General features: G+C 57.3%; 18 protein-coding genes. 13 read left to right on the forward strand and 5 right to left on the reverse strand.

Annotated features, from left to right (window positions below):
* Positions 1-615 precede the first annotated feature (615 nt).
* The 4 genes from NC979_RS00920 (at position 616) to NC979_RS00935 (ending at position 7486) form a co-directional block, all read left to right on the forward strand.
* A complete protein-coding gene (locus NC979_RS00920) occupies positions 616-4083 on the forward strand; it encodes a PAS domain-containing hybrid sensor histidine kinase/response regulator (protein ID WP_190522870.1) in 3468 nt (1155 codons plus the stop codon).
* Positions 4084-4116: 33 nt separating this feature from the next.
* A complete protein-coding gene (locus NC979_RS00925) occupies positions 4117-4764 on the forward strand; it encodes a DUF1294 domain-containing protein (RefSeq protein WP_190522872.1) in 648 nt (215 codons plus the stop codon).
* A 57-nt stretch (positions 4765-4821) separates the two neighbouring features.
* Positions 4822-5382, forward strand: a complete 561-nt coding sequence (locus tag NC979_RS00930) for a hypothetical protein (RefSeq protein WP_190522874.1) — start codon at positions 4822-4824, stop codon at positions 5380-5382.
* A gap of 286 nt (positions 5383-5668) precedes the next feature.
* On the forward strand, positions 5669-7486 hold the full coding sequence (locus NC979_RS00935; RefSeq protein WP_190522876.1) for an ABC transporter ATP-binding protein: 1818 nt from the start codon (positions 5669-5671) through the stop codon (positions 7484-7486).
* 97 nt (positions 7487-7583) lie between these two features.
* On the opposite strand, the gene NC979_RS00940 is transcribed toward NC979_RS00935, so the two are convergent.
* Both NC979_RS00940 and NC979_RS00945 read right to left on the reverse strand, forming a co-directional pair.
* Positions 7584-8060, reverse strand: a complete 477-nt coding sequence (locus NC979_RS00940; RefSeq protein WP_190522877.1) for a MerR family transcriptional regulator — start codon at positions 8058-8060, stop codon at positions 7584-7586.
* A 224-nt stretch (positions 8061-8284) separates the two neighbouring features.
* A complete protein-coding gene (locus NC979_RS00945; protein WP_190522878.1) occupies positions 8285-8542 on the reverse strand; it encodes a MoaD/ThiS family protein in 258 nt (85 codons plus the stop codon).
* On the opposite strand from NC979_RS00945, the gene NC979_RS00950 reads away from it, so the two are divergent.
* Positions 8529-9686 (forward strand): DUF4349 domain-containing protein, encoded by a 1158-nt coding sequence (locus NC979_RS00950; protein ID WP_190522879.1) that lies wholly within the window; start codon positions 8529-8531, stop codon positions 9684-9686. The genes NC979_RS00945 and NC979_RS00950 overlap by 14 nt on opposite strands.
* Before the next feature lie 80 nt (positions 9687-9766).
* Here NC979_RS00950 and pheT read toward each other — a convergent pair whose 3' ends face one another.
* On the reverse strand, positions 9767-12205 hold the full coding sequence (gene pheT, locus NC979_RS00955) for a phenylalanine--tRNA ligase subunit beta (protein ID WP_190522880.1): 2439 nt from the start codon (positions 12203-12205) through the stop codon (positions 9767-9769).
* 383 nt (positions 12206-12588) lie between these two features.
* Here pheT and NC979_RS00960 point away from each other — a divergent pair, with 383 nt between their 5' ends.
* Positions 12589-14178 (forward strand): serine/threonine-protein kinase, encoded by a 1590-nt coding sequence (locus NC979_RS00960; protein ID WP_190522882.1) that lies wholly within the window; start codon positions 12589-12591, stop codon positions 14176-14178.
* Here NC979_RS00960 and NC979_RS00965 read toward each other — a convergent pair.
* Entirely contained in the window at positions 14175-15365 is a 1191-nt protein-coding gene (locus NC979_RS00965) for an AI-2E family transporter (RefSeq protein WP_242024167.1), read from the reverse strand. The two genes, NC979_RS00960 and NC979_RS00965, sit on opposite strands and share 4 nt — an antisense overlap.
* 217 nt (positions 15366-15582) lie before the next feature.
* Here NC979_RS00965 and NC979_RS00970 point away from each other — a divergent pair, with 217 nt between their 5' ends.
* Both NC979_RS00970 and NC979_RS00975 read left to right on the forward strand, forming a co-directional pair.
* Entirely contained in the window at positions 15583-16293 is a 711-nt protein-coding gene (locus NC979_RS00970; protein ID WP_190522884.1) for a GDSL-type esterase/lipase family protein, read from the forward strand.
* Between the two features lie 29 nt (positions 16294-16322).
* Positions 16323-17741: a DUF2252 domain-containing protein gene (locus NC979_RS00975; RefSeq protein WP_190522886.1), complete on the forward strand. Its 1419-nt coding sequence runs from the start codon at positions 16323-16325 to the stop codon at positions 17739-17741.
* Positions 17742-17745: 4 nt separating this feature from the next.
* Here the strand turns inward: NC979_RS00975 and NC979_RS00980 are convergent, their stop codons facing one another.
* Complete coding sequence (locus tag NC979_RS00980; protein ID WP_190522888.1) at positions 17746-18252, reverse strand: Rid family hydrolase; 507 nt, start codon at positions 18250-18252, stop codon at positions 17746-17748.
* A gap of 222 nt (positions 18253-18474) precedes the next feature.
* Between NC979_RS00980 and NC979_RS00985 the strand changes: the two genes are divergently transcribed.
* The 5 genes from NC979_RS00985 to NC979_RS01005 all read left to right on the forward strand — a co-directional run bounded on the left by NC979_RS00985 (position 18475) and on the right by NC979_RS01005 (position 24748).
* Positions 18475-19452: a carbohydrate ABC transporter permease gene (locus tag NC979_RS00985; RefSeq protein ID WP_190522891.1), complete on the forward strand. Its 978-nt coding sequence runs from the start codon at positions 18475-18477 to the stop codon at positions 19450-19452.
* Between the two features lie 51 nt (positions 19453-19503).
* The gene (locus NC979_RS00990; RefSeq protein WP_190522893.1) at positions 19504-20352 is read left to right on the forward strand and encodes a carbohydrate ABC transporter permease; all 849 of its coding nucleotides are present in this window, start codon (positions 19504-19506) and stop codon (positions 20350-20352) included.
* Between the two features lie 171 nt (positions 20353-20523).
* Positions 20524-21627: an ABC transporter ATP-binding protein gene (locus tag NC979_RS00995; protein ID WP_190522895.1), complete on the forward strand. Its 1104-nt coding sequence runs from the start codon at positions 20524-20526 to the stop codon at positions 21625-21627.
* A 121-nt stretch (positions 21628-21748) separates the two neighbouring features.
* On the forward strand, positions 21749-23368 hold the full coding sequence (locus NC979_RS01000; RefSeq protein ID WP_190522897.1) for a sensor domain-containing diguanylate cyclase: 1620 nt from the start codon (positions 21749-21751) through the stop codon (positions 23366-23368).
* An 84-nt stretch (positions 23369-23452) separates the two neighbouring features.
* A complete protein-coding gene (locus NC979_RS01005; protein ID WP_190522899.1) occupies positions 23453-24748 on the forward strand; it encodes an ABC transporter substrate-binding protein in 1296 nt (431 codons plus the stop codon).
* Positions 24749-24773 lie beyond the last annotated feature (25 nt).

Below are 24773 nucleotides of genomic sequence, written 5' to 3' on the forward strand. Positions count from 1 at the left end.
GCAGTGGGGGAGGCACTTTGCCTTAGCAGGCTGAGCGGTTGAACCTACAGTGCTGCGACAGCTTACTGATACTTAATTTTTCCCGCATAGCGACTGTGGCTACCGCTCAGTTGCACAACTACGCAATGGCAGCTAGCTCAAGGAAATGAATAGCTGCCTAGGAGGCAACTTGTATAAATAAACACCCAAAATAGAGGTCAAAGCCTAGGCTTAACAATTTGTCAGAGGTGTCATTCCCCAGGTTAAAGCTCTAAAATAAATCTGGGCAAATTGCCCTAGCACACCCTATCTTTGGGCGTTTTCCCCTGCCGGTGCTCTAAAAAGCAATTCTTAAAAATTAAGTGGTTCGCTTGAGCCCTGTAGTAGTCTGTAAGCCTGACGAGACGAGGGTGACGAGCTCTGTCTAATGTTTGGCAGGGAAGCATTTTGTCGACAGGTTTAGTGGTAGGCCACAGCGCAACGGGGCCCAACATCTGGTTTTCAACGTGGTTAATTAGTGATAGGCGTGTGCAGTAAAGAATGGCATTATCTAGCGGGCTGGCCTTTTTAAGAAACGGAGGAGAGACAGGATCTCTAATTCGAGCCTTTAATTGGTCAGATACGTCTTTAGGGCCTATGGAAACTTGGCCCCAAAGCTTGCGAATTGCGCTGCAAATTCTGCTGTCGTCCCGGTTTCCCATGCAAATTTTGTGGGGGCCAGACTACATTCAATTCTATAACGATGCCTATATTCCCATTGCTGGGAATAAGCATCCTGTCGGTATTGGTCAGCGGGCAGAGGAGTGTTGGCAGGAAGTATGGGATTTCTCGGGGGTGCTGCTGGCACAGGTCAGGGCTACGGGAGAGGCCACCTGGTCTGAGGATCTGCCGATGACTCTTAATCGAAACGGTCAGGCCGAAGAGGGGTATTTCACGTTTTCTTGCACGCCTATTTGGGATGAGCCGGACCAGGTGGCAGGTATTTTTATTGCCGTCAATGAAACCACTCAAAAAATTTTGGGAGAGCGGCGCGAACGGGCGTTGCTGTCCACCGCTCAAACGGCTGCTGAAAACTTAGAAAATGTCTTAACTAGCATCAGCGACGAGTTCATGATGCTGGACTCAAACTGGTGCTTTACCTACGTGAACGATCGCGCCGTAGCCGCTTTGCAAAGGCCTCGCTCCGAGCTGCTGGGGCAGCCGATTTGGGCGGTAGTTTCGGAGGCGATCGCCACTCCCTTCCATGAGCAGTTACACCGGGCGGTTGAGGCCCAAATCGCTACCAGTTTTGAACTGTTCTTTGCGACTGAGGGGCGCTGGCTTGAAAACCGGGTGTATCCCTTTAGCAATGGTGTGTCGCTGCTGCGGGTTGACATCACAGAGCGCAAAAATCTGGAGCGGGCTCTGCAAATCTCCCAAGAAGAGCTCAATAGCCTGCTCAACACCGCCCCAGCCTCGATCGCCCGCTGCCGCTTCTTTGCCGATCGCACCTACATTCTTGACTACCGCTCGGTGGGTTGTGAAGCGCTAACCGGCTACATCCTAGCCGAGATTACCCCCGAACTCTGGATGGCACGCACCTTTGCGGAGGACCAGGCTGTGATTGCCGGTCCGATGTTTGACGCGGTATTTGATCAACGGCCGATTACGGTCGAGTATCGCTTTCGCCACAAGGACGGCTCGACTCGGTGGATTGCCGACAGCCTGACCTCTCGCCGCGATCAGACTCAAAACTGTTGGATTGTGACCCTGGCGGGTGTTGATATCACCGCCCGCAAGCAGGCTGAAGATGCTCTCCGCTACAGCGAAGCCCATCTGGCTATGGCCCAGCGGTTAGCCCAGTTTGGCAGCTGGGAGTTTTACCCAGAGAGTCAGCAGAGCGTTTGGTCGGAGGCGATGTTTGACCAGTTTGGCTATGACCCGGCCCAAACGGAGCCCAACTATGGTGAACTCATGCAGCGCATTCACCCCGACGATCGCCGCATGGTGCAGCAGTTTATGGAACGGGCGATCGCCGATCACCATTCCTCTGCCTTTGATCTCCGGGTGGTCTTGCCCGACGGCTCGGTTCGCTACCTGCATTCTCGCTGCGAGCCGGTGATCGATGCTCAAAACCAGGTGGTCAAACTCATAGGCACCTGTTTAGACATCACCGATCGCAAGCAAATCGAGGTGGTCTTGCAGGACAGCCAATCGCGGCTACAGTTGGCCCTGCAGGGAGCGAACTGCGGCACCTGGGACTATGACTTGATCAGCCAAGATTTAGTCTGGTCCGATCGCTGTAAAGCGATTTTTGGTCTCGCCCCCGATATTAATATGAGCTTCGAGGTGTTCGCCCAGACCATTCACCCGGAGGATCGCGATTGTGTGCAGCAGGCGGTGGTAGAGGCGATCGCCCACCGCCAAGACTACGACGTGGAAATGCGTACCCTGTGGCCCGACGGCACCGTGCATTGGGTGCGCTCCATGGGGCGCGTGTATGACGACGAGCAGGGTCAGCCCTACCGTATGGCGGGCGTTGCACTAGATGTCTCGACCCTAAAGCAGACTGAAATTGCCCTGCGGGAGAGCGAAGAACGCTACCGGGTACTGGCGGAGGCCATGCCTCAAATGGTTTGGATGGCCGATCGCACCGGCGTTCAGTACTGGAACCAGCGCTGGTATGACTACACCGGCCTTTCAAAAGACGCCGCTGTTGGCCTCGGCGGCACTGAGATTGTGCATCCCGATGAGCAGGCGCGCGCTCTAGAGCTGTGGCAGCAAGCCCTGGACCAGGGCATTGGCTTTGATCTTGAGCAACGCATTCGTCGCCATGATGGCGTTTATCGCTGGTTTATCAATCGCGGCCTGCCGGTGCCCGACAGCAGCGGCACAGTTACCCGCTGGGTGGGCACCATCACCGATGTGGATGACCAAAAGCAGCTAGAAACCCAGCGTGTCCGGCTGCTAGAGCAGGAACGCGTTGCCCGAGAAGCCGCCGAGACCGCCAACCGCCTCAAAGACGAATTTTTGGCGGTGCTCTCCCACGAGCTGAGGTCGCCCCTCAACCCGATTTTGGGCTGGGCTCGGCTGCTGCGCATGGGTCAACTCAGCGAGAGCAAAGTTGCCTACGCCCTAGAAACCATCGAGCGCAACGCGAAACTTCAGGCGCAGCTAATCGATGACCTGCTCGATGTGTCGCGGATTCTGCGCGGCAAGCTGGTGCTCAACAGCCTGCCCGTTTCCCTAGTCACAGTTGTTCGAGAGGCCTTAGAAACCGTGCGCTCCTTAGGCGAGGCTAAGGAGGTGCAGTTTGATACCGAGCTCGACGGTGCATCACTCAAAGTCTTAGGAGACCCTAACCGACTCAAGCAAGTCGTTTGGAATTTGCTGTCGAATGCCGTCAAGTTTGCGCCCCAGGGTGGGCACATCGCTGTACGTCTAGCCTATGACGATAGCTGGGCGCAAATTCAGGTCAGCGATACTGGCAAAGGCATTGCCTCTGAGTTTTTGCCCCACGTGTTTGATCGCTTCAGACAGGCCGATAGCACTACGACCCGAGATTTTGGTGGCCTGGGGCTGGGGTTGGCGATCGCCCACCAGATTGTTGATCTGCACCACGGCACGATTGAAGCCGAAAGCCTCGGCGAAAATCAGGGAGCCACCTTTACGGTTCGGTTCCCGCTCATGTTTGACGCGGTAGAAATCCCAGCGGAGTTGCCTCCACCCTTGGCCCAGGGCGGCTTGCAAAATATTCACGTTTTGATTGTTGAAGATGACGCCGACAACCGCGATTTAATCACTACGACGCTTCAGCAGTTTGGTGCTAGGGTAACGGCTCTACCCTCGGCCGCCGCTGCGATTACGGCTCTCTCCCAAATGCAACCCGATATTTTAGTCAGCGACATTGGTATGCCCGGGATGGACGGCTACATGCTCATGGAGCAAGTTCGAGCATTAACCCATAACCAGCCCATTCCTGCCATTGCTCTGACCTCCTATACCAGCGTCGTCGACCAGCAAAAAGTGTTGGCCGCTGGTTTTCAAAAGCATTTGCCAAAACCGATGGAGTCGACCCAGCTAGTGGAGGCGATCGCAGCCCTGGTGCACCGCCGCTCGGTGTAGCCGAAGGAACAGTACTGAAGTTAGAATTCACCTATGAAATCTGACCTTCGCAGCGGCAAACTCACAAAATGGAACGATGATCGTGGGTTTGGCTTTATTCAACCGGCTGACGGAGGTAAAGACGTTTTTCTCCATGTGTCTGAGTTGAAAAACGCAACCCGTCGCCCTCGGGAAAATGACACGATTTACTATTACTGTCTGGTTAACCCAGACGGCAAAACCCGCGCTGTTGGAGCTTTTATTGCTGGTGCTAGGCAGCGATCAGAGTCTTCACTAAATGCTTCAAGGGGCACCCGCAAACCCGGCGAAAAATCATACTCCCGCTTGCCGATCGCTGAGCTACTGTTGCTGTTGGCGTTTCCTTTGGCGGGTGCAGCTCACTTTACCTGGCTGACAGGCAACCCGCTGCCGCTGGTGCTCTACCCTCTAATGAGCGTCATCACCTATTTCGTTTATGCCGACGATAAGAAGCGGGCTAAGCAAAAAGTGTGGCGAACCTCTGAACAAACTCTGCATTTCTGCGAGTTGATTGGTGGTTGGCCCGGTGGGTTTGTGGCTCAGCAAGTATTGCGCCATAAGAGCCAGAAACAGTCTTACCAAACTGAGTTTTGGGCGATCGTTGTAATTCACTACATGGCTTGGATAACCTGGCTAGTTCTAGGCAGAGCGCTCGTAGGCTAACCAGCAAAATTTTTGTGTAATAGCAGTTTTGAAACACCTGCATAGGTATGAGCCACTATGTCTGTCATGACTCCCATCTTTGCAGCTTGCCAAAGATTTGATTCCCAACGGGGCGATGCGTGGACTCGCTATGTTGAATGGTCTGGCTACGCGCACCTGAGCGAAGTTGTGTCGATGGACACGATACTTTGCCCATCGCTAATCGATGCCCTGATCGGCGCAGACTGGAATTTTAACGTTCATGCCGATAACCGAGTTCACTACTTTCGCGATTACGAATACCTAAAGCGTCGCATTGCCTATGATGGTGCGCGACATAATCTGTTGGCACTAATTGAAGCTCCCGATCGCCAGTTATCTGGATCTGATCTTTGGCCTAGTACCTTTAGCTTTTGCGGCTACGATATTTTAGACGTAGACAACTCGATTAGCCTGCTGCTGAACTGCGGAGCATTTCCATCAATTTTCGGGCCTGAGGATGTTAACCGATTTGGCCTGCTCGACCATTTTGCCCGTGCGGTAGAGATTGCCCATAGCCTGCGTCAGCTGTTTCCCGACGATTTTCACTGCAACGATTGTCGGATATGGGCGATCGCCCGGCATACAAATGCTACATAGCTATTTGAGTTTGGTTAAGTGTAGGCATGGGTAAAAGAACCTCAAGACGACATGCCTAATCCAGAAAAACTTGTTTTCTTTTACATTACGGTTAAAGCCACGCCGCCTATTTCGCTGGCGGGACGAGACCGTTGGTTTCAGGAAAGTATTCTTTTGGGGCAGCGTTGAATCCACACGGCAACTCTGCTAACCCTACGACTTCCCTGACAAAACACCTTGCGGAATCCAAGAACCTGTGTTGTAGTATCTATACTACAACGTATTCGACCGCAGGACGGTTACCGTCATGGCTTCCCTTCAGCATGTTCTCCGATACTACAGTCGCTACCGCTGGGCCGCGATTTGGAGTATCACCGCCAGCAGCCTGTTTCAGGTGGCGGATCTGGCAGTGCCCTACAGCATTGGCCAGTTGCTCAACGTTCTCTCAGACCAGCCCATTGACCCCCTGAGCCAGGGTATGGTCGACCGAGTGGCGGCTACGGTGGGCTATCCAGCGGGGCCAGGATTGGCGATCGCCCTCTTCCTAGCCATTATCTTTTTGGTCACTGTAGTACGCGCCCCCATTCAGCCCTGGCTGGCCGACTGGTTTCACTGGGATATTGCCCTGCGCACCCGACGCGACCATACCCACTCGGTGATTCGCAAGCTGCTGACCCTGCCCCTAGGCTTCTACGACCTGCACAACCCCGGCCGCATCTCGGGTCGGGTGGCGCGGGGCCTGTCTAACCACACCTGGACCTACCCCGAAATTGCCGGGCAGCTAATTCCTAAGTTGGTGCGCATTGCCGGCATTTTCGTCATCATTTGGTGGATTGACTGGCGCATCGCACTGATTTTTCTGATGTCCTTCATCGGTATTCTCAGCTTTAGCCTAAAGGATCTGATTCGCCTGAACAAAAAGGAGCAGGCCCTCGACACCTATATGGAGAATACCGAAAGCCGCACCTCGGAGATCATTACCAACATCAAAACGGTGAAGGCTTTTGCGGCGGAGAGTGACGAGCTGCGGCGGCAGAGTCAGCGATTGCAGCGCGAGTTCGCTGTAGTCATTCGTGTTATTCACAAAGGCTACGTCGTTCTGGGCACTTGGCAGGATCTAATCATCCAAAGTTGTGTGTTTGGGCTGCTGGTGATGACCCTGCTGGCTACCCTGCAGGGTCACATTTCACTGGGGCACTTTGTCACTACCCTGACGGTGTCAAGCATGGCCTACTCGGAGCTAGAGCCAATTAGCGACATGGGCGAAGTCTTTGCCCGCCGCTACGCCTCAATGCTGCACTTCCACGAGTTTATGGAAGAGCCGCTGGGCACCGACGCGGTGAATCTGACCGACGCCCCCGAGGGCCTGCCCACCTACCAGTTCACCGGCAAGGTGCATTTTGACCAGGTGAGCTTTGGCTACGACGCTGAAAGGCCCGTGCTGCAAGCCATCGATCTGCTGATTGAGCCTTACCAAATGGTGGCTCTGGTGGGGCGATCGGGTTCGGGTAAGTCGACTCTGGTGAAGCTGCTGTTTCGCTACTTCGACCCCCACAGCGGCCGCATTTTGATTGATGGCGAAGACATTCGCCATTTGGATGTGACGGGCTACCGGAAGCGGCTGGCGATCGTGCACCAAGAAGTGGATGTGTTTAACGGCACCCTGCTCGACAACCTGAGGTATGGCAACCCCACCGCCACCATGGATCAGGTGAACGAAGCCTGCCGCATCGCTCGGGTTGACGAGTTCATTCACCGCCTGCCTAAGGGGTATTACACCGTGGTGGGCGAGCGGGGCGTGCGGCTATCGGGCGGTCAGCGCCAGCGGTTGGGCATTGCCCGCGCCCTGCTGGTCAACCCCGATGTGCTGGTGTTTGACGAGGCTACCTCCAGCCTCGACTACGAATCGGAGCGATCGATTCAGCTGGCGATGCGATCGATTCTCGGAACGCGCACCACGATTATCATTGCCCATCGTCTAAGTACGGTGCGGGAGGCTGACAAGATCGTGGTTCTGGAGGAAGGCCGTATTGCCGAAGTCGGCAACCACGAAGAGCTGCTGGCCCACGGCGGTATTTACCACCGCCTGCACGTGCTGCAAGAAACCGGCGAAATGGTGTCCTAAGGGCTAATAGTTGCCTACAAGGTAGATGCCTAAGATCAAACCTAACAAAAAGCCTCTGGATGCTGAGTTCAGAGGCTTTTTTAGGATTGGACTTTGTCTATCGAGAGCGTGTCTTTCGTCTAAAGTGTTCGATATCTACCACCTTGGACGAGGTCGTCTTAGCCAGTGCATCGGCATAACTTAAGTCTGGCCCATTGAGAGGAGCCAGCACAAACTGCCCCATAGGGCAGCAGCTATGACCCACCAAATGAATAACTTGCGGTGTGGTTGTGCCCGATCGCACCCAGCTGACCCCGTGATTGCCAATCACCAAGTGCTTGTCGCGCAGGGTGCGGCCCACGCCGCGGTCATCAAAGTACTGTAGAATCTTGCGAATAGTCTGAAACGACAGGTGCTGGCGCAGCCGACTAATAGCGCGAATTTCAAGAATCTGCTCCCAGGAGTAGAACACCTCCAGTCGGGAAGAACCTCCGGACCGCTGGGGTACGATGATTCCTAGTTTTTCGAGATAGGCGAGTCGACTAGGGCTGCTGCGGGCTAAGACAACGGCATGGCGGCGAGGGAACCAGTCCATAGCGGGCGCTCCTACATAAACGCTAGATATGGGGTCAACAAGATTAACTCTACGCTATAGGTATGGAAAAGTCTGGGGCGCGATGAGCATTTCCAGAACTTGTGCAATCTTTTAAATACGGAAAAATGGGGATCGCCTATCCTGCCTTGGATGCGGCAACCCTAACGTTTTTTGAAGTTTCTTTGGCAAAGCAGAAAAGTTGCGATAGTTCGCTTGTGCTAGCTCTAGCCGCCGCTCACGGGAGGGATCAACACCACCTCGTCGCCGTCTTTTAGCAGAGTATCGTCGGCTACAAACTGAAGGTTGAGGCCCAGGCGGGTGCGATCGCGCCAAGCCTCCAACTTGGGATGCTCGGCTAGGGCGCGATCGCGCACCGCCCCCACCGTGGCCCCCTCTGAAAACTGCCACTGCACCTCGGGCTGGCCGTAGGCCTCCTGGTAAATGGCAAAGAGCTTGACGGTGACGGTAATGGACTCTGGCACTGGGGGCAATTCTCCTGAAGAGGCTGCGCTAACGCTCCTTGGCGTCAACCGTGCGATCCTATCAAGAATTACGGTGCGATCGCCCCTGCTCGCTCTACCGGTTTCAGTATTGGTAACTTGGGCGATTGCCGCGATCGCTCAGGCCATAGTAGAGCCATCCGAGTTTGGCTTAGGCGACCCGATGACCCGCTCTGCATTCCTCCGTGTCCATCGTGCTCAGTTTTTAGCGATCGCCCTAGGGGCTGCCCTGGTAGGCGGCTGTGCTGGCGTACCCGATATAGCAAGCCAGCAAGAAGCCATGGCCCCCGAATCCGGTGCAGTGTCGAGCGATGCTGCGCCAACTGCTAACCAGGCGATCGCTCCAGCAGATGCTGTGGCCTCTGATCGAGCCAAGGTTAGCGAAGTTATCGAGCCGGCTCCTAGCGACATTGGGCAGCCTGCGCCTCAGCTGGTCAAGCAGGCCAGCCTGGTGCTGGTGCTAACCGACATTGACGCCGCCGTAGACCAGGTTCAAACCATCCTTCAGCAGGCCCAGGGCGATATGCTGAGTCTGCAAGATCACCGCTCGCCTGAGGGAACGGCTCAGCAGGTGACCTTGACCCTGCGCGTACCCCAGGGCGAATTAGACGCGGTGCTGAACGCCCTCCGTCCCCTGGGAACCGTGCAGCAGCAGTCGCTGACGGCGGAGGATGTGTCGAGCCAGCTAGTCGATCTCGATGCCCGGCTGAAGAATTTGCGTCAGTCTGAAGCTGCTCTGCTGAAAATTATGGAGCGATCGGGGGAAATTTCCCACGTGCTAGAAGTAGCGCGGGAGCTCAGCACCGTGCGCGAGTCGATCGAGCGCATGGCGGCTCAGCAGCAAAACCTCAAACGGCAAGTGGCCTTTTCACAAATTTACCTAACCCTAGAAAGCCCGGTAACTCAAGTAACCCCGCTGCGCCCAGTGGGTGAAACTCTCGACAACACCTGGGAATCGGCAACTCAATCGGTGAAAGCGTTTACCGTTAGCGGGCTAAAGCTAGCGCTCTGGCTGCTGGCCTTTAGCCCCTATTGGGTGTTGCTGGCGGCGGTTGGCTACGGCGGCTATCGGCTGTGGCACCATCACACCGCACAGCCCGAACCGGCTGAGGCAGACAATAGTTAAGGTAATGCCCTAGTTAAAGCAAACCCCACGTTCCCTGAGCGGAACCGCAGGGAACGCGGGGCGGTGGCATGTCGGTGCAGTTAGCTGCGCAGCGTTACGCCAAACTGCTTCTCTAAGGTGGCGCGCACTTTTTGGTGCACAGGGTCTACCGTTTCATCGGTGAGGGTTTGGTCGGGGGAGCGGTAGACCAGACGAAAGGCCAAGCTACGCTGCCCTTGGGGGACGCTTTCGCCCCGGTACTCGTCGAATAGAGCGACCGACTCCAGCAGTTTGCCCCCGGCTTTGGTCATGGTTGTTGTTAGGTCGGCGACGGTGACCTCGAGCGGGGCGTAGAAGGCTAGGTCGCGATCGCTGGCCGGAAACGTCGAGTACGCGGCAAACTTTGCCGACTTTTGCAGCACTGGCACCAGGCAGGTCTCCAGCGCCGACCAGTTGAGCTGAAACACATACACCTCGGCGGGTAGCTCCCGCTGCTGCCGCAGCTGGGGATGCAGTTGACCAAAGCGACCTAGCTCCGTTCGCCCGCGCACCCATAGCGATGCGGTGCGACCGGGGTGAAAGCGTGGGTCGGTGCTATCGGCACGGTAGTCAACCGTCAGGCCCAGGCGGCTAAAGACTCCATCGAGAATACCTTTGGCCTCGTACCAGGTGAGGGGCCGATCTTGACCGCTGGTGACCCACTGGCTCGATCGCCCGTCGCCGCCGACAATGCCACCTACCGCTTCAGCCTCATGAATGCCGCCCTCGTCTTGCCAAAAGATGTGGCCGATCTCAAAGCCGTTGAGGGGGCCGTTTCCCTGGTTGAGGTTAAATTCGTAGGCATCAATCAGCCCATCCACCAAATCCTGACGCAGGGCCGAATATTCAGGAAAAAGGGGGTTGGCGAGGGTGACTTGGCGATCGCTAATTGGCTTAGTCAGCGAGTAGTGCAGCAGCTCGGTCAGCCCCGCCGCGCGAAACGTCTCCCGCAGCTTGCGACGCAGGGCCGCCTCTACCGATAAAAAGCCGCCGATCGCCTTTTGGGGCAGGGTGTCGGCAAAGTGGTTATAGCCGTAGAGACGGGCTACTTCTTCAATCAGATCCACTTCGCGCTCCAGATCGCGGTAGCGATAGGGGGGTACGGTTACGGCCCACACGCTCGCATCATCTGTCGGAGCTACCTGGCAGCCCAGGGTTTCTAGCAGCTTTTGAATGGTTTCAGGCGGCAGGTCTTGGGGCTGGTCGCCCAGATTGATCACTTTGCCCAGCAGTTGGGCTACCCGGCTCAGCCGCAGGGTAATCACCCGTTCGGGGATGGCCGCCCCGAGGGCGGTGGTGCCGGTGGTCTGGGCAATGACGGTGGCTCCAGCTAGCTCTTGCAGCAGCTGGAGGGCGCGATCGCAGGCCAGCCCTAGCTCTGCCGGGTTGACACCACGCTCGTAGCGGGCCGAAGCCTCGGTACGCAACCCTTGACTGCGGGCCGACTTGCGAATCGCCGCCGCGTCAAAAAAGGCGGCCTCTAGCATGATCGCCTGGGTGCCATCGTGGACCTCGGTGGCTTCACCGCCCATCACCCCCGCCAGGGCCACGGGCTGGTCGTTGGCCGTAATTAATAGAGTCTCGGGCTGAAGCTGACGCTTTTGGCTATCTAGGGTCACCAGGGTTTCGCCGGGCTGAGCATAGCGAACGCCGAGGTTGAGAGTGTCCCCAGTGGTCAGCAGGCGATCGCGGTCAAAGGCGTGCAGCGGCTGGCCCCACTCCAGGAGCACGTAATTCGTGACATCCACCACATTATTAATGGGGCGAGTGCCCGCTGCCACCAACCGCTGCTGCAACCACTGGGGTGAGGGGCCAAGGGCAATGTTCTCTAATACCGTGCCGATGTAGATTGGGCAGGCTTTCTCGTCGGGAAGGGCGATTCCCGGAGCTGTGGCGCTTTTTGGTACCGTCGGCGCCTGGGTCACCGGCAGGTGCAGCTCGGTCCCCGTAATCGCGGCCACTTCGCGGGCGATGCCCACCATGCTGAGGGCGTCAGCCCGGTTGGCGGTCGAGGTGACATCGAGAATCACATCATCTAGGCCGAGCAGAGGACGCACGTCTTGCCCCAGCTCTAGGCTGTCAGCTGCAAAAATATGGATGCCCTCAGAATCCTTCGCCAACCCCAACTCTGCCAGGGAGCAGATCATGCCCGCTGAGGGCACGCCGCGCAGCTTGCGGGGCTTGATGGTCAAATCTACCACCGGCAAGTAGGTATCGACGGTGGCCACTGCCACGTAGATGTCGGCTCGCACGTTGGCAGCCCCGCACACTATAGTTGAACTATCGGCTTGGCCAATATCGACCACACACACGCTGAGCTTGTCGGCATCGGGGTGCGGGGTACGCTCTACCACTCGGCCAACCACCACGCCATCGGCCCAAGTGCGTCTATCTTCAATGTCTTCGACCTCAAACCCGGCCATGGTTAGGGCATCGGCTAGCTCTTCGGCAGAAAGCTGGACATTGACGTATTCATTGAGCCAGTTCAGAGATATGCGCATGGTGGGGCTGTCTTGACCGTTAGAAAATCTAGAATGCTGTGGTTTATTGCCCAAACATTCTACCCCGTGGGCATTGCATCTACCCAAGGGCGCCAGCTCTCTACTGCACACCTGATTCACTATTGAGAATGGGGAGCAAGGGTTTATCGACTTTTCACATTTCCCCTGGATTTTGGGCAGAAGTATATATCCCTGTAGGTGAATGCTATAACCCCTCTCTGAAACAGGGAATAATTGGGGTAATGTGGCATTACCGAGAGGGGTCGGTCCCCACAGCTGCCGCGATCGCAGCCTTAGGGCTGCCCTGTTACTGCCCCGCTGCTGGTTAATTACCGCTTGCCGTGGCCTTCGGGCCCGTCTAGATACCCACCATTCTGGGCCGCATGAGCTACTGCATCAACCCTGATTGTTCTAAGCCTAAGAACCCCCCCACGGTTAACCAATGTCAAACGTGCGGGGCAGAGCTACTGTTGCGGGATCGCTACCGGATGATTCGGGCTCTGGGCCAGGGTGGCTTTGGGGCAACCTTTCTGGCTCGCGATGAGCTGCTGCCCGGCAAGCCCCCCTGCGTCATCAAACAGCTGCGCCCCTCCGCCGAAGCCCCCCACGTGCTCGAGATGGCACGAGATTTGTTTAAACGAGAAGCCAAGATCCTAGGGATGATCGGTAACCATCCCCAACTGCCCCGCCTGCTTGACTACTTTGAGAGCGAGCAAGAGTTTTTTCTGGTGCAGGAATATATCAACGGCCTCACCCTACAGCAAGAGGTCAAGCGCGGTGGCCCCTTCACTGAGGCTGGGGTCAAGCAATTCCTCAGCGAAATCTTGGCGATGGTGCAGTACGTCCACGATAACCACGTTATTCACCGCGACATTAAACCTGCCAACATCATTCGTCGTGACCAGGATAAAAAACTGGTGCTGATCGACTTTGGGGCCGTAAAAGACAAAGTCAACCCAGCCCAGGCCGCCAGCTCTGACCAGACAGCCCTCACCGCTTATGCCATCGGCACTCCCGGCTACGCGCCCCCTGAGCAGATGGCCATGCGCCCCGTCTACGCCAGCGATATCTACGCCTTGGGGGTGACCTGCATTTATTTGCTGTCGGCTAAAGCCCCCAAAGATCTCAACTACGACCCCAACAACGGGGAACTGCTGTGGCGTGAGCACGTGCACATTAGCGACCACTTTGCTGGTGTGCTGCAAAAGATGCTGGAGATCTCGGTCAAGCATCGCTACCAGAGCGTGGAGGCTATCCATCGCGACCTAGATCTTGAACCCTACATGGAAAGCCTGGCCCAAAACATGGCGTTTCCCACCTCGTTGGGGCCGGCCACCAGCGGCTATAGCATTGGCGGGCCAGTGAGTGGTTCCTCACCCCATGCCGCTATCAGCAACTCAGGGGGTGGCTCTCCGTCATCTCGCATGGCGGCAGCGATTCGAGCCCGGCGGGAGCGATCGCATTCGGGGGCCAAGAGCATGGCTCCCCTGGTGCCAACTCAAAACGGCTCGCCCACCCCGCGGAAAGCTACGCCCGCCGCTGCCGTGCTGTCTGCTGAAGATGTCAAGCAGAAGTACGCTAAAGGACGACGCGACTTTTCGCTGCAAACCTTCAAAGACCTTGATCTGCAGCGCACCCTGCTGGTCGAAGCTAACTTTAATCAATCAAAGCTGCCCAGTGCCAACTTCCAAGGCTCTGATCTCAGCAACGCCAACTTTGGCCGGGCTAACCTGTGCAAAGCAACCTTGCGCAACGCCAAGTTGATCAAGGCCTACTTCCACTATGCCAACTTGGAGGGGGCCGATCTGCGGGGGGCCAACCTCGCCCATGCCTGTCTGTCGAACGCTAACCTGCGGGGGGCCAACCTCTGCGGAGCTGACCTGACGGGAGCGCTAATTTCTGCCGACCAGCTGGCAGCAGCTCGCACCAACTGGTCTACGGTGATGCCCAACGGCCGCCGGGGCGTTCTTTAGGGCAGGGCTGGTGCTTTAGCCTGGGGTGAGCCAGCGCCGGAACTGACGGAGGCTTCTGCCTCAGGAACAGGCTGACGGGAGTTGCGCAGTGCCACTAGGGCTTCTTTGATAATGACAGCAGCGGGGACGGCCACAATTACGCCCAGCAGACCCCCTACCCTCGCCCCGGACAAGATGGCGATAAAGACCCAAAAAGGGTTCAAGCCAGTAACGCTGCCCAACACGCGAGGAGCAATGCCGTTTTCGACCAGCTGCTGCACAACAACCGCAGAAATCAGCATGGGGATGGCAATTTTGATATCCCGCAGGGCCACCAGTAGGGTAACGATGATCACGCCGACGGTGCCACCAAAGGGCACCAGCGCCAGCAGTCCCACGGTGAGGCCAAACAGTGAACCGAAGGGGACGTTCAGCAGGCCAAAAATAATTGTCAGAGCGGTGCCAAAGCAGCTGGCGACGATGAACTGGCCTAAAAAATAGTTGCGAAAGCTCTGCCGCAGGGTCTCTGAGAAGGGTTGCTGGAGGCGGGTCGGTAGCAGCCCTACCACCCCTTCCCACACCTCTTCGCCGTGCTGGAGCAGGTAGAAGGTGAGCACCACGGTCAGCACAACGTCGAGCAGCTTGTTGGCGGTAAACACCGCCACGTTAATGGTGAGGTTGAGGGCTTCCCCAGCAATGGACTGGATCTCGCGCTTGAGGCGATCGCTGGTTTGAGCGATTAGCCCATCGAGGTTGATCGGCCAACCCCATTCGGCCATCTTGCCGTCGAGCACTATGAGCTGGGTTTTGCCTGAGTCAAACCAGTCGGGCAAGCGCACTACCAGCTGCTGACCCTGGTCGATAACAAAGGGCAGCACTACAATAGCCAGCCCGGAAAATCCGACTAGAGCCAGCACTAGCACTAGGGTTGAGGCTAAGCCACGCTTGAGGCCGAGGGTCTCGAGGCGACCCATGGGATAGCTGAGCAAAAACGCCAGCAGACCCGCGATCAGCACGGTAACTAAAATTGAGCGGAAGTAACCGAAAATAACCGCCACCGCCCAAACGTTCAGTACGAGCAGCGGGGTAGCCAGCAGCACTAGGGTTGACTGCGCCATGGGAGTAAGCTCTTCCCACCAGCGGGCTAGCCAGCTTTTGGCGATCGGTTCGTTACCATGTGCTGCACCGTACTCCATACGTCTGCTCATGTGGGCCAGGGTCTATCGGGGCGCGGCCGTTATAGCCATCTACAGCCTAAGGCAAAGCAGCGGGTTTCAAGCTTGGGCGATCGCGCTTTTTTACCAGCCAGATGAAGGTTTGCCTCTGGCACTAGTCACCTCAAAGGGTAATATGTAAACAATTTAAAACAAATCCTTCTATAGTCCAGTTTGATTGGTTCGGCTCATTACCTAAGTTAATTACTCTATGCTGGCCTCCCATTCCGCCCCTACCTCAGGAATCATTCTCAAGCAGCCCCATCCCCAAAAGGTGCTGGTGCTGGGCGATAGTCTGGTGTACGGCTTTGGTGACCCAGAAGGCGGCGGCTGGGTTGAGCGCCTGCGTCGCTTGACCATGGCCCCAGGCCGTGAGGGGGCAGTTTTTTACAACCTCGGGGTGCGGGGGGATGGCGTCAGCCAGGTGAGACAGCGCCTTGACCATGAGTTTCGTAACCGAGGCGAGCTGCGCAACCGAGTGCCCGATCTGCTGGTGCTGTCGGTGGGTCTCAATGACTCGGCACGGGTGGGCAATACCCTGGGCCGTAACCGTACCGACTTTGACGAGTTTCAGGAGCATATGGAGGCGCTGCTGAACCAGGCGCAACGGCTGTGCCCGGTGCTGTTTATCGGCATGACGCCGGTCAACGAGCAGGCCATGCCCTTCTCAGAGGTGCTGTATTACACCCATAGCGACCAGTGGCGCTATCGTGAAGCCACTCGTCTGGTCTGCACCAGCCACAACATTCCTTACCTAGATGTGCTCAACCTGTGGATGGGCCGGGGTGAAGCCTGGTGGCAGCCGCTGATTTCTGTGGATGGCCTGCACCCCAACGTAGCTGGCTATCGGGCGCTGCTCCAGGACATTCTCACCTGGGATGCCTTTCAAGCCGCTGTCGATGTGCCGGTTGGTCAAGCCTAGCTACGCTGCTGTTTCTGGCCTGTATTGCTATGGTTACCGCTGACGAACCGGCTTCTAACCCAGCCGATGCTGATATACCTCAGTCGGTGGCCGATCGCATGGCAGCGGGCAAGGCTTTGCGGCAGCGGGTCAAGCGCTCTGACCTGGGCAAATATCACTCCCCTGCCAATCGCCCTGACCCGATAGCTCTGCTGCAGGCCCAGGCGACAACGCGCCTGCCAGCCCTGGTGCCGCTGCGCTACGGACGGATGCTGGCGTCACCCTTTGCCTTTTTGCGGGGTTCGGCGGCGGTGATGGTGGCCGATATTGCTCCAGCACCGACTACCGGCATTGAGGTGCAGGCCTGTGGTGACATGCATGTGTCTAATTTTGGAGTGTTTGCCTCGGCTGAGCGCAACCTGGTATTTGCCATCAACGACTTTGACGAAACCTACCTCGCCCCCTGGGAGTGGGATCTGAAGCGTCTGGCGGCCAGCATTGTGGTGGGGGGGCGGTATTTAGGAGGCGATCGCTCCCTTTGCCAAAACTCAGTGCGGGCGGCGATCGAATCCTACCGTCAGCACTTGGCCGCCTATGCCGACCTGCCTTACCTTGAGCTGTGGTACGACAACATTAGTGAATCCGAACTACTCGGAAAGCTGCCCGACAGCGCCGAGAAGTACGCCCAGCGAGTTTTGGATAAGGCGCGCGATCGCAACCACCTGCAAGTGCTCGACGAAATGACCAACCTGGTGGACGATCGCCACCACATCATCGAGTCACCGCCGTTGGTGGTGCGGGCCGAGACCCTAAGCGATGGCCCTACGGTAATAGCTGACGTGAAGACGCTACTGCAAGACTATTTGACGTCTCTGAGCGGCGATCGCCGCTTTTTGCTATCGCGCTACCGACTGCTGGATGTGGCCCGTAAAGTAGTAGGAGTGGGGAGTGTGGGCACCCGTTGCTGGGTGCTTTATTTAGAGGGCAAAGACGCCAGCGATCCACTGTTCTTACAGGTCAAAGAAGCCCAGCCCTCAGCGCTGGCTCCCTACTCCTCGGCGCGGTGTGACCATCGATTGCCCGACGACCACCAGGGGCGGCGGGTGGTGATTGGGCAGAAGTTGATTCAGGGGTCTCCCGATATTTTTCTGGGCTGGGGCAGCCTCAACGGCACCCACTACTACGTTCGCCAACTGCGCGACATGAAAGGCGGATTTAAGCTCGAACCCGACAAGTTTCAGGTGTCGAGACTGCCTGACTACTGCACCCTCTGCGGCTGGGCGCTGGCGCTGGCCCACGCTAAATCGGGCGACGCCGCCATGCTGGCGGGCTATATCGGTAAAGGCGATGCATTAGCCGATGCTCTGGTTCTCTTTGCCGAAGCCTACGCCGACCAAACCGAGCGCGACTACGATTGCCTAGTAGCCGCCGCTAAGCAGGGGCGCATTCCGGTTGACTACGAAGATTGAGGGGCTAGTCGAGACAGCCTTCATCTAGATCTGATCCTGTAGTCGGCGGCAGGCCAGACCGTTGAATTGGGCGGCCCAAAATCATATTCTGCGGCCGACTGACCGGTGGCGGCTGGGACGGGGCGGCTTCACACAAGGCCTCAACCTCGATTTCGACCAGCATATCGGGCTGCATGAGGGCAGGAATTTCGACGGTGGTGTTGACCGGGGGATGGTCGGCAAACAGCTCGTGGTGGGCCTGGGCGACTTCTGCCCAGCGGCTCATATCAGTGATGTAGATGCGGGTACGCACCACGTCGCTGAGGTCAGCATCCAGTTCTACTAAGGCCTGCTGAATGATCTCAAAGCAGCGCTTGGTTTGAGCGTAGGCATCGCCGGGGGCAAAGGTGCCCCCTTGGCCATCATTGGGAGCGGTGCCGGAGACAAAAATCTGTTGGCCTACCCGCAGCGCCCGGCAGTAGCCGACCTGCGCTTCCCACGGGGTACCCGAAAATGCTCGCTGCCGCGCCATCGCCCTGCCTAAGGTAAAATCAGCCCCAGCATAGCGTTATTCCTGGGTGGTGTCGGGCCTTTCAACCCGATGGCGGCTCGGAGCATCTCTAGAATGCCTGCCTTCAAACATAAGAGCGCTGAACTTGTTGCAGAATGGGGCATTGGCCCTGCAGCGATGGACGGGAATGGGTGGGCCTAGGGCAGGTAACGTCAAGACTGACTGACAGCTAATCGCAGGTCTATGGTTGTTTTCTCCAAGATAGGAATGGCGGTGCTGGCCATTTTGGTCGGTAGCGGTGGGGTTGTAGCTCTGTTTTATGGGGCGAATGCGCTGGTGGAGCGCTTTGCCCCAGGACGGCTCAAAGGTCGCATTCTGCCCTGGGTTTATCTAGGCCCGGCGCTGCTGCTGCTGCTGGCCTACCTGGTCATCCCAACGGTATTGACGGTTTACGTTAGCCTGCTGGATGCGCGATCGCAGTCCTTCGTCGGCCTCAGCAACTACATCTCCCTTTTTACTGATAAGGGCATGGGCGAGGCCTTTCGCAACAACATTCTCTGGCTGGTGGGGGTAACGGGGGGCAGCGTCAGCCTGGGGCTGCTGATTGCGGTGCTGGCCGACCGAGTGCGCTATGAGCCCTTACCCAAAACGCTGATCTTTCTGCCCATGGCGATCTCCTTTGTCGGAGCCAGCGTGATCTGGAAGTTTATTTACGCCTTTCGTCCGGCGGGGACTGCCCAAATTGGCTTGCTCAACGGGGTGATTACCAGCCTGGGCTTTGAGCCGGTGGGCTGGCTGGTTGAGCGATCGCTCAACAACTTCGCCCTGATCACCATTATGATTTGGCTGCAAACAGGCTTTTGCATGGTGCTGCTCTCGGCGGCGGTGAAGGGCATTCCCCAGGAGATGCTTGAAGCCGCCCGCATCGATGGGGCCAATGAGGTACAGATTTTTTGGCGCATTGTTGTACCCATGATTCGCTCCACCATTCTGGTGGTCTCGACTACCACCGTGCTGCTGGTGCTCAAGGTATTCGACATTGTGTATGTGATGACGGCGGGCAACCAGGGCACCGAGGTAATCGCCAGCCGTATGTTCAAGGAGATGTTTAGCTTTCGCCACTATGGCCGGGGCAGCGCGATCGCCGTCATTTTGCTGCTCGCCGTCATCCCCATCATGGTCGTCAACATCCGCGAATTCCTCCACCCCACTACCCGCTAAACCCCCTACCCTCCCACTCGCTAACCCTTCCACTCGCCAACCCTCTACCCCATGCCCCCCTGGCTCACCCGCACCCCCATCCACCTCGCCCTAGTCACCCTCTCCCTGCTGTGGACTCTCCCTAGCCTGGGTCTGCTGATCAGCTCCCTGCGGCCCCCGACTGACGTGCTCGCCAGCGGCTGGTGGACGGTGTTTCAGCACCCGTTTGAGTTCACCCAGTACAGCCTGGAGAACTACCGCGCGGTGCTGGGTGCGGCGGGCATGGGGCAGGCGTTGCTGAACAGCTTTACCATCGCGATTCCGGCGACGGTGATGCCGATCGCGATCGCCACCTTTGCTGCCTACGCCCTGGCCTGGATGGAGTTTCCCGGTCGCCAGTGGCTGTTTTTGGCGATCGTGGCGCTGCTGGTGGTGCCCCTGCAGATGACGTTTATTCCGCTGCTGCGCACCTACCGCGATTTGGGCCTAACGGGCACCTTTGCCGGGGTGTGGCTGGCCCACACGGGCTACAGTCTGCCCCTGGGAATTTACCTGCTGTGCAATTACATTCGGGCACTGCCAAAGGACTTGATCGAAGCGGCGGCGGTGGATGGGGCCACTCACCTCAAAATTTTTACGCGAGTGGTGATGCCGCTGTCGATGCCGGCGATCGCCTCCTTTGCAGTCTTCCAGTTTCTCTGGGTGTGGAATGATTTGCTGGTGGCGCTGGTGTTTTTGGGCGGCACCCCCACCGTCGCGCCCCTGACCATTACCCTCACCAACCTGGTCGGCTCGCGAGGCCAAGACTGGCATCTGCTCACCGCCGGGGCGTTTGTCACCATGACGGTGCCGCTGCTGGTGTTTTTTGCCCTCCAGCGGTACTTTGTGCGTGGGCTGTTGGCGGGGTCGGTGAAGGGGTAGATGGGTGGGCGGGTAGGCGGGTAGGCGGGTGGATGGGTAGGCGGGTGGATGGAGTAGATGAGCTTAAAACCCTGACCCCCTGATCCCTGACCCTTCCCATTCACTCTCCCACTCATCCACTCTCCCACCCATCCACCCTCCCACTCTCCCACCCATCCACTCCCCCACCCTATGCCCTCGGTCACCTTCAAGTCTGTTACTAAGCGCTACGGCGAGTTTGTGGCCCTCCGTGATTTGAATATTGAGATCGGCGATCGCGAATTCCTTGTCTTCGTTGGCCCTTCGGGCTGTGGCAAAACTACTACTCTGCGGCTGCTGGCGGGGTTGGATGCGGTTACTGCTGGGGATATTTATATTGGCGCTCGCCGGGTGAATGAGCTGGCTAGCCGCGATCGCAACATTGCCATGGTGTTTCAGTCCTACGCGCTGTATCCCCACATGACGGTGTATGACAACATGGCTTTTAGCCTGGAACTTCAGGGTTTGGGCAAGGGCGATATTCAGCAGCGGGTGCAGCGGGCGGCCCAGCAGATGGGGCTGGAAGATTTGCTTTACCGCAAGCCTAAGGAGCTATCGGGGGGGCAGCGGCAGCGGGTGGCGGTGTGTCGGGCGATCGTCCGCAACCCGGCGGTGTTTTTGATGGATGAACCCCTTTCTAACCTGGATGCTCAACTGCGCGTGCAGGCCCGCACCGAAATCAGTCGCCTGCACCGTGAGCTAGAAAGCACGTTCATTTATGTCACCCATGACCAGGTCGAAGCCATGACCATGGGCACCCGCATCGCCATTTTGAACCAGGGCGTCTTGCAGCAGATCGATACTCCCCAGGCGATCTACAGCGCTCCTAAAAACAAGTTTGTGGCCGGGTTTATCGGCAGTCCCGCGATGAATTTCTTTGATGGAGTTCTAGTCGAAATGGCCGATCAGCTTTGGTTCAAATCCGATGCTCTAAGCTTGCCTCTACCGCCGACAACCTCTGCCCAGTACCAGCGCTACATCAGTCAGCGGGTAATCTGCGGCATTCGCCCCGAAGACATTCACGATGCCCGCTACCTGCCTCCTAGCATAGTCACCGCTCCCCTCAAAGGCACCATTACCCACACTGAAAGCATGGGCCATGAGGTGATTGTTTACCTGGCTCTAGGCGACGGTCAGAGCTGCGCAGCTAGGGTAGATCGCCGCTCGACTCTGGCTTTGGGCGACAGGGTTGAACTGGCCGTGAACACCCATGTCCTACACCTGTTTAATTCCCACACTGAAGAGGCGATAAGTTAACTCTTTGGGTGGGGATTGTTTAGGAGCGACTTTTGCTAACTTAACAAAGAACAATGCTGAACAGGGAATAATTCGACTCTGGCACCTGTTCTGCTCAATCTACCACCAGAGGATTTTCTCTATGGCCAAGGTGCCTAGAGGTAAACGGCAGTCTCCCCGCTTTTGGAACGAGATTACTCCAGAGTCATCGGAGTTGCAGCTCTCCCCGACGGCATGGCGGCACGAGGCGACCGTGAACAGGCAGATTCAAGTTTATGCCCAGCTTCATCTGCTGCAGCAAATAGTTGACTCGATGCCTGCTTGCGTTTCCTATGTAGACAAAAATCTTTGCTATCAATACGTCAACGTCACGTATCAAGACTGGTTTGGTATCAAGCCGGAGGATCTCTATGGTCGCTCCTTGGAAACAGTGATTGGCACCGCCGCCTACGAAAAGGTTAAGCCCAATATCGATCGGGTTTTAGCGGGAGAAAAGGTGGTCTATGAAGCCACCCTACATTATGACCGGGCGGGGACGCGCTATGTGCACGCCACCCTGGTACCCGACTACGACACCGAGGGGGCGGTGAAAGGCTACTTTGCGTTGATTCAAGACCTGACCGATCGCAAGGCGGCAGAACTTGCCCTCCAGCGGAAGTCAGAGCAAGATCACACTCTTTGGCAGATCACCCAACGCATTCGACAAACCCTAGACCTACAAGATATTTTGGCCACTGCCACTGAGGAGGTGCAGCGCCACCTACACGTCGATCGCACCCTGATTTTTCAGTTCACCTCGGGCCACGGCGGCGAGGTCATTCAGGTTACCCATGAGGCTGACTGCCCTATAGCCATCACCGCTCATCAGTGCCAGGGGCAAGGGCTGCGGTCAACCTGCTATCAACATTATGGTCAGAGCACCGTGGGTGCTGTGGCCGACCTAGAGCAGCAGGATGCTGACCTCTGCCTCAGCCCCTTGATGCGGGCGATCGCGGCTAAGTCGGCCATTATTGCCCCGGTGCTACAGGCCCAGGGCGAAGGAGAAAACTGTCTTTGGGGGTTTTTGATCGCTCAGACCTGTAGCGACTACCGCCAGTGGAGTACGGGAGAAGTCGATCTGCTGGAGCAGGTGGCTGACCAGTTGGCGATCGCCGTGCAGCAGGCCGATCTACTGGCCAAACTCCAGTGCCAAGCTGAACGGCTAGCCGAGACCAACCAGGCCCTAGAGCAGGCCAACCAACGCCTCAATGAACTGAGCCGCCAAGATGCCCTCACTAAAATTGCCAACCGTCGCCATTTCGACGTCGTTCTTCAGCAGGAGTGGAAGCGCCTGAGTCGCAGCCAATTACCCCTTTCGCTGATCATGTTTGACGTTGATCGCTTTAAGCAATTCAACGATCGCCACGGGCACCTGGCTGGAGATGCTTGCCTGACCACCGTTGCCCAAACTAGCCAGGGCGTGGTTAATCGCCCTACCGATCTAGTCGCCCGCTATGGGGGCGAAGAGTTTGCTGTCGTCTTGCCCAATACCGATCTTTCGGGGGCACTCACCATTGCTGAAACCCTTCGCCGCAGCATCTGCGCGCTCAACATCGTGAATTTTGAAACAGAAACCGAGACGGTCTATGTCACCGTTAGCGTTGGGGTGGCCTGCCAAATTCCCACTGTCGGCACGTCGCCTCAATATCTGATCGACATCGCTGATCGGGCGCTCTACCGAGCCAAGCAGACCGGACGCAACCGCGTAGTCTATGGGGAATAAGGATTCTTTTCGCAGGGCTGGCACAGTAGAGTAACCTGGCCTAAGGTTAGGGCCATGCATGCCCACTGAGATCAGGCCACCACAATGAAAAAACTTCCCCAATTCGTCGGGCTTACGCTTATCTTCAGCGTTGTGATGGTTGGCTGCCGGTCGCAGTCAAACGCTCCCCAATCTACCGAAGCGCAGTCCGGCGATACCATCACCATTCTGGGCACCCTGACCGGCGTGGGCGAAGACAAGATGCGGGCCGCTATGGCTCCCTTTACCGCAGCTACCGGAATTGAAATTATCTACGAAGGCAGCGATGCCTTTACCACCCTGGTGCCGGTGCGGGTCGATTCGGGCAACCCGCCAGATATGGCCCTTTTCCCGCAGCCGGGGCTGATGATGGACTTTGCTGAGGCCGGGCAGATGGTGCCCCTCACCGACTTTATCGATCGCGCCACCCTGGGCGACGCCTACGACGAGTACCTGCTAAATCTGGTCAGTCTAGAAGACGATGTCTATGGCCTGTGGATGCGGGCAGATGTGAAAAGTCTGGTGTGGTACAACCCGCAGGCCTTTGAGGCCAAGGGCTACACTGTGCCTGAGACCTGGGCCGAGATGGAAGCGCTCAGCGATCGCATGATCGCTGACGGCAGCAAACCTTGGTGTGTGGGCATGGAAAGCGGACAGGCCACCGGCTGGGTGGGCACTGACTGGGTCGAGGACATTTTGCTGCGCCAGGCGGGGCCAGACGTTTATGACCAGTGGGTGAGCCACCAGATTCCCTTTGCTGACCCGCAGGTAAAGGCGGCGTTTGAGGGCTTTGGGGCGATCGCCCTCGACCCCGAGGCGGTGCTGGGCGGCACCACTGGCATTCTCAGCACCCCCTTTGGGGAGGCTCCGCTGCCGCTGTTTGCCAACCCACCGGGCTGCTACCTGCATCACCAGGCCAGCTTTATTGTGGAATTTTTGCCCGAAACCATCGAACCCGGCGTCAATCTCAGCGTGTTTCCGCTGCCGCCGATAGACCCTGCCCAGGGCAATGCGGTGATTTTGGGCGGCATTGTCTTTGGCGTCTTTAACGACACGCCAGCGGTGCGCGCCCTGATGGCCTACCTGGCCACCCCCGAACCCCACACGATCTGGGCCGGGCTGGGTAGCTACATCTCGCCACACCAGCAGGTGAGCCTCGATGCTTACCCCGATGACCTCACCCGCAAGCAGGCCGAGATTTTGAGAAATGCCGATGTGCTGCGCTTCGACGGCGCTGATCTGATGCCGGGGGCGATCGGCACGGGCGCCTTTTGGTCAGGCATTGTTGACTACGTCGATGGACAGGATCTAGATACCGTTCTCAGCGACATCGACGACGCTTGGCCCCCTGAATCAGAGTAGGGGCGAACGGCATTCATCTTCCAAG

This window comes from Leptolyngbya subtilissima AS-A7, from assembly GCF_039962255.1.
Taxonomy (GTDB): Bacteria; Cyanobacteriota; Cyanobacteriia; order Phormidesmidales; family Phormidesmidaceae; genus Nodosilinea.

What these genes read in the sequence shown, in the direction of transcription:
- NC979_RS00920 (WP_190522870.1), top strand. Translation starts at nt 616, where the DNA reads ATGGAAACTTGGCCCCAAAGCTTGCGAATTGCGCTGCAAATTCTGCTG.
- NC979_RS00925 (WP_190522872.1), top strand. Translation starts at nt 4,117, where the DNA reads ATGAAATCTGACCTTCGCAGCGGCAAACTCACAAAATGGAACGATGAT.
- NC979_RS00930 (WP_190522874.1), top strand. Translation starts at nt 4,822, where the DNA reads ATGTCTGTCATGACTCCCATCTTTGCAGCTTGCCAAAGATTTGATTCC.
- NC979_RS00935 (WP_190522876.1), top strand. Translation starts at nt 5,669, where the DNA reads ATGGCTTCCCTTCAGCATGTTCTCCGATACTACAGTCGCTACCGCTGG.
- NC979_RS00940 (WP_190522877.1), bottom strand. Translation starts at nt 8,060, where the DNA reads ATGGACTGGTTCCCTCGCCGCCATGCCGTTGTCTTAGCCCGCAGCAGC.
- NC979_RS00950 (WP_190522879.1), top strand. Translation starts at nt 8,529, where the DNA reads ATGGACTCTGGCACTGGGGGCAATTCTCCTGAAGAGGCTGCGCTAACG.
- pheT (WP_190522880.1), bottom strand. Translation starts at nt 12,205, where the DNA reads ATGCGCATATCTCTGAACTGGCTCAATGAATACGTCAATGTCCAGCTT.
- NC979_RS00960 (WP_190522882.1), top strand. Translation starts at nt 12,589, where the DNA reads ATGAGCTACTGCATCAACCCTGATTGTTCTAAGCCTAAGAACCCCCCC.
- NC979_RS00965 (WP_242024167.1), bottom strand. Translation starts at nt 15,365, where the DNA reads ATGAGCAGACGTATGGAGTACGGTGCAGCACATGGTAACGAACCGATC.
- NC979_RS00970 (WP_190522884.1), top strand. Translation starts at nt 15,583, where the DNA reads ATGCTGGCCTCCCATTCCGCCCCTACCTCAGGAATCATTCTCAAGCAG.
- NC979_RS00975 (WP_190522886.1), top strand. Translation starts at nt 16,323, where the DNA reads ATGGTTACCGCTGACGAACCGGCTTCTAACCCAGCCGATGCTGATATA.
- NC979_RS00980 (WP_190522888.1), bottom strand. Translation starts at nt 18,252, where the DNA reads ATGGCGCGGCAGCGAGCATTTTCGGGTACCCCGTGGGAAGCGCAGGTC.
- NC979_RS00985 (WP_190522891.1), top strand. Translation starts at nt 18,475, where the DNA reads ATGGTTGTTTTCTCCAAGATAGGAATGGCGGTGCTGGCCATTTTGGTC.
- NC979_RS00990 (WP_190522893.1), top strand. Translation starts at nt 19,504, where the DNA reads ATGCCCCCCTGGCTCACCCGCACCCCCATCCACCTCGCCCTAGTCACC.
- NC979_RS00995 (WP_190522895.1), top strand. Translation starts at nt 20,524, where the DNA reads ATGCCCTCGGTCACCTTCAAGTCTGTTACTAAGCGCTACGGCGAGTTT.
- NC979_RS01000 (WP_190522897.1), top strand. Translation starts at nt 21,749, where the DNA reads ATGGCCAAGGTGCCTAGAGGTAAACGGCAGTCTCCCCGCTTTTGGAAC.
- NC979_RS01005 (WP_190522899.1), top strand. Translation starts at nt 23,453, where the DNA reads ATGAAAAAACTTCCCCAATTCGTCGGGCTTACGCTTATCTTCAGCGTT.